This window comes from Streptomyces milbemycinicus (assembly GCF_002154605.1).
Classification (GTDB): domain Bacteria; phylum Actinomycetota; class Actinomycetes; order Streptomycetales; family Streptomycetaceae; genus Streptomyces; species Streptomyces milbemycinicus.
The window spans coordinates 1-8405 of record NZ_MUNE01000561.1 but is presented as its reverse complement, the minus strand read 5'-3'; the positions used below and the strand labels follow the sequence as shown (position 1 = coordinate 8405).

Annotated in this window: 7 protein-coding genes; 4 read left to right on the top strand and 3 right to left on the bottom strand. The window is 73.3% G+C overall.

What is annotated here, in order from left to right; all coding sequences use genetic code 11:
- Window positions 1-142: 142 nt before the first annotated feature.
- The 4 genes from CCN51_RS38100 to CCN51_RS38085 all read left to right on the top strand — a co-directional run bounded on the left by CCN51_RS38100 (window position 143) and on the right by CCN51_RS38085 (window position 5859).
- Complete coding sequence (locus CCN51_RS38100) at window positions 143-700, top strand: beta-class carbonic anhydrase (RefSeq protein ID WP_014180439.1); 558 nt, start codon at window positions 143-145, stop codon at window positions 698-700.
- A gap of 202 nt (window positions 701-902) precedes the next feature.
- The gene (locus CCN51_RS38095; RefSeq protein WP_014180438.1) at window positions 903-2021 is read left to right on the top strand and encodes an AAA family ATPase; all 1119 of its coding nucleotides are present in this window, start codon (window positions 903-905) and stop codon (window positions 2019-2021) included.
- Entirely contained in the window at window positions 2021-3430 is a 1410-nt protein-coding gene (locus tag CCN51_RS38090; protein WP_043487799.1) for a DUF58 domain-containing protein, read from the top strand. The genes CCN51_RS38095 and CCN51_RS38090 overlap by 1 nt, the downstream gene beginning before the upstream one ends.
- Entirely contained in the window at window positions 3427-5859 is a 2433-nt protein-coding gene (locus CCN51_RS38085) for a transglutaminase TgpA family protein (protein WP_014180436.1), read from the top strand. Before CCN51_RS38090 ends, CCN51_RS38085 begins: the two co-directional genes overlap by 4 nt.
- A gap of 181 nt (window positions 5860-6040) precedes the next feature.
- Here CCN51_RS38085 and CCN51_RS38080 read toward each other — a convergent pair whose 3' ends face one another.
- From CCN51_RS38080 to CCN51_RS38070, 3 genes are all read right to left on the bottom strand, one after another.
- On the bottom strand, window positions 6041-6442 hold the full coding sequence (locus CCN51_RS38080) for a DUF3040 domain-containing protein (protein ID WP_014180435.1): 402 nt from the start codon (window positions 6440-6442) through the stop codon (window positions 6041-6043).
- A 280-nt stretch (window positions 6443-6722) separates the two neighbouring features.
- The gene (locus CCN51_RS38075; protein WP_014180434.1) at window positions 6723-7505 is read right to left on the bottom strand and encodes a methyltransferase; all 783 of its coding nucleotides are present in this window, start codon (window positions 7503-7505) and stop codon (window positions 6723-6725) included.
- A 205-nt stretch (window positions 7506-7710) separates the two neighbouring features.
- On the bottom strand, window positions 7711-8235 hold the full coding sequence (locus CCN51_RS38070; RefSeq protein ID WP_014180433.1) for an SAV_6107 family HEPN domain-containing protein: 525 nt from the start codon (window positions 8233-8235) through the stop codon (window positions 7711-7713).
- Window positions 8236-8405: the final 170 nt, after the last annotated feature.

Below are 8405 nucleotides of genomic sequence, written 5' to 3'. Positions count from 1 at the left end.
GAACACTTGCAGCGGGCACGCGGAGGCGCGGGCGCCACCCGTGTGGGGTCTCTCACACGGAAGGCCGCGCGCCTCCCGATACACCCGTTTGCCCTATCTAAAGAAAAGACAAAATCCCCTGGTGGAAGGTAGTGTCCCAGCCATGTCGATATCCGCGCCGCAGCCGCTGCCCCAGCCCGCCGACAGCGCCGCCCGCACGGGAGGTACGGTCACCGATCGCCTCGTAGAGGCCAACCACCGTTACGCCGCCGAGTTCCAGGACCCCGGCATGGACGCGCGCCCCGTGCTGCGCGTCGCCGTGGTCGCCTGCATGGACGCGCGTCTCGACCTGCACGAGGCGCTCGGCCTGGACCTGGGCGACTGCCACACCATCCGCAACGCGGGCGGTGTGGTCACCGACGATGTCATCCGTTCCCTGACCATCAGCCAGCGCGCGCTGGGCACCCGCAGCGTCGTGCTCATCCACCACACGGGCTGCGGCCTGCTGAATCTGACCGAGGACTTCCGGCACGACCTGGAGGCCGAGGTCGGCCAGCGGCCGTCGTGGGCGGTCGAGGCGTTCAAGGACCTCGACACCGACGTACGCCAGTCGATGCAGCGGGTGCGGACTTCCCCGTTCCTGCTCCACAAGGATGATGTGCGCGGCTTCGTCTTCGACGTGACGACGGGTCTGCTGCGCGAGGTGACGCCACGCGGGTGAGCCTGTTTTAACTCCTCAAAACCCTCCAGTCCCGACAAATCGCTCCGGGTTATCCACAGCCGAGTGACGAGATGAGGCCGGGACCGCAAGAATGCGTATGTGACATCGCCCCCCGCGGCCTGCGGGGGGCTGATGCCAGCGTGTTGCGGTGGGCCGGTCCGTTCCGAGGGCAGCGGCCCGAGATCGGGCCGAGGAGGGCCGGGTGACGACCTATGACGAGCGAGCGAGCCTCAGCGATCTGACCACCACAGCGGAGCGGATCCGCAGGTCGGTGGAGGGTGTGATCGAGGGCAAGCCCGAGGTCGTGCGGCTTTCGCTGACCGTACTGCTCGCTGAGGGACATCTACTGCTGGAGGATGTCCCGGGCGTGGGAAAGACCATGCTCGCGAAGGCGCTCGCGAAGTCCATCGACTGCTCGGTGCGCCGTATCCAGTTCACGCCCGACCTGCTGCCGTCGGATATCACCGGCGTGAGCGTGTATGACCAGCAGCAGAAGGATTTCGAGTTCAAGCCGGGCGCGATCTTTTCCCAGATCGTCATCGGCGACGAGATCAACCGGGCCTCGCCCAAGACCCAGTCGGCGCTGCTGGAGTCGATGGAGGAGCGGCAGGTCACCATCGACGGGCAGACCTACGAGCTGCCGACCCCCTTCATGGTCGTGGCCACGCAGAACCCGATCGAGATGGAGGGCACGTACCCGCTGCCCGAGGCGCAGCGCGACCGCTTCATGGCGCGCGTGTCGATCGGCTATCCGAGCCCGCAGGCCGAGCTGCAGATGCTGGACATCCATGGCGGTGTCTCCCCGCTGGACGATCTGCAGCCGGTGGCCCATGCCCATGAGATCGCCAAGCTCATCGAGGCGGTCCGCGAGGTCCATGTGGCCGAGGCGGTCCGGCGGTATGCGGTCGACCTGGTCTCCGCCACGCGGAACCACCCCGATCTGCGGCTGGGCGCGTCCCCTCGGGCGACGCTGCATCTGCTGCGGGCGGCGAAGGCGGCCGCGGCGCTGACCGGGCGGGACTTCGCCCTGCCCGACGATGTGCAGTCGCTCGCGGTGGCCGTGCTGGCCCACCGGCTGCTGCCGACCGCGCAGGCTCAGCTGAACCGGCGCACCGCGGAGCAGGTGGTCACGGACATACTGCAGCGCACCCCGGTGCCCAGCGCGGCTCCGCGCGGCGCGGGCCAGCAGATGCCGCCCGGCGCGGCCCCCATGCCGCCGCCCGGGGCGCCGCTGCCCCCCGGTACCGGTCCGCTGCCGCCCGTGCCGCCCGCGCCCCCGGTTGAGTACGGTCAGCAGCCGCCGGGCGCGCGGAGGCTGTGATGACGGCAGGGGGGATGCCCATGGCCCCCGGCGACGGCGACGGCGACGGCGACGGCGAGGGCCGCGAGGACCGGGGCGGGCTGCGCGCGGCGCTCGCCGGCCTGACCACCCGCGGCCGTTCGTTCCTGGCGGCCGGGGTGGCGGCCGCGGTGTGCAGCTATGTCCTGGGGCAGGCGGATCTGCTGCGGGTGGGGCTGCTGCTCGCGGTGCTGCCCCTGGTGTGTGTGGCCGTGGTCTATCGCACCCGTTACCGGGTGGCGGGCAGCCGGCGGCTCTCGCCCGCGCGGGTCCCGGCGGGCTCCGAGGCCCGGGTGCATCTGCGTATCGACAATGTCTCGCGGCTGCCCACCGGTCTGCTGATGCTGCAGGACCGCGTGCCCTATGTGCTCGGGCCGCGGCCCCGCTTCGTGCTGGACCGGGTGGAGCCGGGCGGGCGCCGCGAGGTGTCCTATCGGGTCCGCTCGGATCTGCGCGGCCGCTATCCGCTCGGCCCGCTGCAGCTGCGGTTGAACGACCCGTTCGGGATGTGCGAGCTCACCCGCTCCTTCAGCGCGTACGACACGCTGACGGTGGTGCCGCGGGTCGAACCGCTGCCCCTGGTGCGCTTCGCGGGCGAGGCCATGGGCTACGGCGACGGGCGGCACCGCTCGCTCGCGCTCGCGGGCGAGGACGATGTCATCCCGCGCGGCTACCGCCATGGCGACGATCTGCGGCGGGTCCACTGGCGGTCCACCGCGCGCTACGGCGAGCTGATGGTCCGCCGGGAGGAGCAGCCGCAGCGCGCCAGCTGCACGGTGCTGCTGGACACCCGGCGCGTGGCCCACCAGGGCTCGGGGCCGGACTCGGCGTTCGAGTGGGCGGTCTCCGGAGCGGCCTCGGCCGCGGTGCATCTGCTGGAGCGGGGCTACGGGGTCCGGCTGCTGACCGACACCGGCAGCTCGGTGCCGGGCCCGGACAGCGGGGGCGGCTTCACCGGCTCGGGCCATGACTCGGCGGACACGGCCGGGCTGATGCTCGACACCCTCGCGGTGGTGGACCACTCCGAGGAGGCCGGGCTCGCCCGGGCCTACGAGGCGCTGCGCGGTGGCAACGAGGGACTGCTGGTGGCGTTCCTCGGCGATCTGGACGAGGAGCAGGCGACGATGGTCGGCCGGATGCGGCACCGCACCGGGACGGCGGTGGCGTTCGTCCTGGACGGCGGCGCCTGGTCCCGGGGCGCGTGGGCGCCGGACCCGCAGGGTCTGGAGGAGCGGCTGCGGATGCTGCGGGAGTCGGGGTGGACGGCGCTGCCGGTCACCCCCGGCACCACGCTGGTGCAGCTGTGGCAGCAGGCCGACGCCCAGGGCGGCATCCAGGCCGACGCCGGGCGGCCGCTGGCGGGCGGCGGTATGACAGGGGGCTGGGCATGAGCGGAAGCGTGCGACTGGCGATATGCGCCGCGCTGGCGACGATGGCGGCGGCCTGTGCGCTGCTGCCGCTGGTCGACAAGCCCGGCTGGCTCGTGCAGGCCGGACTGCTGCTGGCGATCCAGAGCACGGTGGGCGCGCTGGCCCGCCGGGTGCCACTGGCGCGCCCGCTGACACTGGCGGCTCAGGCCGTGGTGGGCCTGCTGCTGCTCACGATCACCTTCGCCCGCCACGAGGCGCTGGCCGGGGTGCTCCCGAGCCCGCAGGCGTTCCAGGCGCTCGGGCGTCTGCTGCAGCAGGGCACGGTCGACGTGGGGCAGTACGCGATCCCGGCGCCGGTCACCGACGGCATCAAGCTGATGCTGGTCGGCGGGGTGCTGGTGATAGGTCTTGTGGTCGACGCGCTCGCGGTGACCTACCGCAGCGCCGCCCCCGCCGGGCTGCCGCTGCTCGCGCTGTACTCGGTCGCGGCGGGCCTGTCCGACGGTGGCGACGACTGGCTGTGGTTCCTGGTGGCGGCGGCCGGCTATCTGCTGTTGCTGCTGGCCGAGGGGCGGGACCGGCTGTCCCAATGGGGCCGGGTGTTCAGCGGCGGCGCCCCGCGCCCGTACGGGATGGGGCCCTCGGGCCTGGCCGGGGCGGGCGGCAGCCCGGCGCTGGCCCCGGTCCGCACCGGCCGCAGGATCGGCGTGCTGGCGCTGGGCATCGCCCTGGCGGTGCCCGCGGTGCTGCCGTCCCTGGACGGCGGCCTGCTGGACCAGAAGAACGGCGCCGGTGGCGGGAGCGGGGGAAACGGCACGATCTCGGCGGTGAATCCGCTGGTGTCGCTGCAGGACAGCCTGAACCAGCCGCAGAACCGCGAGGTGCTGCGGTACCGCACCTCCTCCCAGACCACCCAGGACATGTATCTGCGGATCGTCGCGCTGGACAAGTTCGACGGGGCGGCGTGGAAGTCCTCCGAGCGGCATGTCCAGGATGTGCCGGACACTCTGCCCAACCCGGCCGGTCTCAACTCCTCCGTCCGCGTCTCCTCGATCGACACCTCGATCCAGGCCGCCGACTGGTACGCGCAGAACTGGCTGCCCCTCCCCTACCCCGCCATGAAGGTCGACATCGACGGCCGCTGGCGCTATGAGCCGGAGGGCCGGACGCTGGTCGGCGACCGCGGCCAGACCACCCGCGGAATGCGGTACCAGGTCAACAGCCTGGTCGTGGAGCCGACCGCGGCGCAGCTGGCCGCCGCACCGCAGCCGTCGGCGAAGCTGCTGCGGGAGTACACCAAGGTGCCGGACTCGCTGCCGTCCGTGGTCGCCCGCACGGCGCGCCAGGTGACCGCGGGCGCTTCGAACGCGTATGAGCAGGCGGTGAAGCTGCAGGACTGGTTCGCCGTGAACGGCGGGTTCCGCTACGACACGAAGGTGCAGTCGGGCAGCGGCTCGGCCGCCATCGTCAAGTTCCTCCAGCAGAAGGAGGGCTTCTGCGTCCACTTCTCCTTCTCCATGGCGGCCATGGCCCGCACGCTGGGCATCCCGGCCCGGGTGGCCGTCGGGTTCACCCCCGGCACCGCGCAGGCGGACGGCTCGGTGTCGGTCGGGCTCAAGGACGCCCACGCCTGGCCCGAGCTGTACTTCGAGGGCGTCGGCTGGACCCGTTTCGAGCCCACCCCCAGCCGCGGCACCCAGCCCGACTACACGATGGAGCAGACGCCGTCCGGCGACTCCACCGACGACCCGACGCAGGCGCCCACCGCGTCCGAAGAGCCGTCGGCCGCGCCGTCGGCGTCGGACAGCTGCGCGCAGGACATGAAGAAGCTCGGCGAGTGCGGCGGGGCCCTGGGCGAGCAGCCCGACCAGCCCTCCTCGGGCGGCGGCTGGTCGGTCAGCAAGCAGATCGGCTGGAGTTCGTTCGCGGCGCTGCTGCTGGTGATCCCCCTGCTGCCGATGCTGTGGCGGCAGCGGCTGCGGACCCGCAGACTCAGCGGCTCGGCCGGGCGCACCGAGCAGGACGCCGCCGACCGGGTCCTGGCTGCCTGGCGGGAACTGCTCGACACCGCCTGGGACTTCGGGATCGTGCCGGACGACTCCCAGACCTCGCGTAACGCGGTGGCCCGCATCGTGCGGATGGCGGAGCTCGACCAGGAGGCGGCCGAGGCGGCGCGGCGGGTGGCCGCGGCGGTCGAGCAGGTGCTGTTCGCACCGCGGCCGCGCCCGGCGCCGGGCGTCGGCGACGAGGTGCGGCTGGTGCTGGCCGGATTCCGGGCCAAGGCCGGGCGGTGGGACCGGCTGCGGGCGCTGCTGGCCCCGAGGTCGGCGGTCCGGGTGGTCTGGGCGGCCTCGGCGCGCTGGTCCGCGCTGGTCGAGCGGTGGGGCGCGCCCCGGTGGGCACGGTGGATATCCGGGCTGCGGGGCGGCCCCCGCCGTCAGCAGGGCTGACGGGGACGAGGGACGCGACAGCGAAGCGAGGGGCGGCCGCCGGATGGCGACCGCCCCTCGCTCATGTACGAGATGACGCGTGCGCTTGCTGATAAGCGCTTCTGGTGCCGTATGCGCTGTGCTCGCGCCTGTACGTGTGGCCGCCCATGTAGGAGGTGTGGCCCACCCGGGCGGTCAGGGCTCAGTGGCCCTGTTCATCGCGGCGGCGCTGCCACCGCTCCTCGATCCGGCTCATCATGGAGCGGCGCTGACGGCTCTGGCGACGGGCCGCAGGCCCGCCCCCGCCCGCCTGGGGCCGCTCGCCGGGCTTGGGCGCCTTGCGCCAGCCGGTCACCGCGAGCCCGGCACACCCCAGCATGACGAGGAAGCCCACCACGCTGATCCAGATCTGCTGCGGAATGATCACGCCGACCATCAGGAGCGCAACGCCCACCAGAAAGCCCGCGATCGCCTGATAGACCCGTCGCCGGGTGTACGTGCGCAGGCCGCTGCCCTCAAGCGCTGTCGCGAACTTGGGGTCTTCGGCGTACAGCGCTCGCTCCATTTGCTCGAGCATGCGCTGCTCGTGCTCCGAGAGCGGCACGGAGTCCTCCTACTCGTCGGTCGCGGGGGGCGACCGGGGTGCGACCCTTTCAGGATAGGCAGGGAATCGCCCCCGTGAAACCCGCCCCTCTGCGCCAATTCGTCACCGATACGCGCGTGGCATTAGTTGACGCTGAGACGTGCATTCCCCTCCCGCCGATCCGCCATGCCCGACGGTGTACCTCGATCATACGGGGCATGGCGGCCGATCGGAGGGCCTGTGGCCTACTCCACCTGCGCCGTCCGTCATACCGTCACGCAGGCCGGAGGGGCGGTAGCGGTCAGTTGCGCTCCGCGAGCACATGCAGCTGGGTGGCGACGGACTGGAAGGCGGGCAGCTCCGCGGCGGCGGCCTCAAGTTGCAGCAGGGCGTCCAGGGCGTCCGGTTCGGTGTCGACCAGCACACCAGGCACCAGATCGGCGAAGACCCGCACCCCGTGCACCGCACCGACCTCCAGGCCCGCCGCCGCGATCAGCCCGGTCAGCTGCTCGGGGGTGAAGCGGCGGGGCATCGGGTCGCCTGCGCCCCAGCGGCCGGCCGGATCGGCAAGCGCTTGCCGGGCCTCGGTGAAGTGGCCGGCCAGCGCCCGGGCGAGCACGGCGCCGCCGAGGCCCGCCGCGAGCACGCTGAGGGTGCCGGACGGACGCAGGGCCGCCGCGGCGTTCCTCAGGCCCTCGGCCGGGTCGTCGACGTACTCCAGCACGCCATGGCACAGCACCACGTCATAGCCGCCGCGCTCGGCCACCTCGAACAGGTCGGCGGCATCGCCCTGGACTCCGCGCACCCGGTCGGCGACCCCGGCCTCGGCGGCCCGCCGCTCCAGCGCGAACAGCGCGTTGGGGCTCGGGTCGACCACCGTGACGCGGTGGCCGAGCCGGGCGACCGGCACCGCGAAGTTGCCGCTGCCGCCTCCGGTGTCGAGCACGTCCAGCACACCGGGCGCGCGGTCGCCCTCTCCGGGGCCCTGGCCCACCGCCTTGACCCGGCGGTCCAGGGCGTCTTTGAGGACCTCCCACACCACGGCGGTACGGAGGGACGCACGGGGGCGCAGCGGGTCTGACACGGCGGGTGGCTCCTCGGCGCGGTGCCGCCACCGCCTGCGGCGGTGACGACGAGTTACTGACGTCGGCGCTCCCAGCCTATTGCCTCTGACGCGATGGTCCCCCAGCTACCGCTGGGAGGTGCCCCCGCGCCGGACCGAGGACCGCCTGCGCCCCGCGCCTCCCTCCCGGGTGCCCGGCCGACGCTCCCGGGCGCCCGGCCCGCCGCTACGCGCCCTCCTTCCCGCCGGGCGCGGCCGGCTGCGGCAGCGCGGGCTGGAGGGCCAGCATCCGCTCGACCAGGCGCAGAAACATCGAGACGGCGCGCAGCAGATCGTCGGCATCCCGGCAGTTGGCCGCGCCTGGTATGCCCGCCTCGGCGCGGGCCCTGCGCTCGGCGCCCGAGGCGAACAGGGCGCTCCACTCGGTCAGTTCGGGGGCGACTTCGGGCAGCACTTCCCACGCGCTGCGGATCCGCGCGCGGCGGCGCGCGGTGGGCTCGGGGCGGCCGCGCACGGCGAGCACGGCGGCCGCGGTGCGCAGGGCGGCGAGGTGGGCGGTGGCGAAGCGCTCATTGGCGGTCTCCAGCCCGGCGGCCTCCTCCAGGCCGTGGTGGGCCTGGGCGAGCAGGTCGAGGGCGGCGGGCGGCGCGGACGCGCGGCGCAGCACGGGGTGGACATCACTCGCGGGACCGGTCAACGAAGGGGCAGGGGCGGCGGCACGGTGCCGGCGCGCTGCGGCGGTACTGGCCATGACGAACCTCCTGTCGTCGCGTGGCGGCCGGTCATGTGGTAAGGCGACCGCCGTATGGCCTCATCGTGGGGCACACCACTGACAATCGGCTCTGACCTGCGCGAATGCCTCGCAGCACCGCGGCGGCCCGCGCCCGCCGCCCGATCGGCACGGCGGGGGCGGGCCGCCGC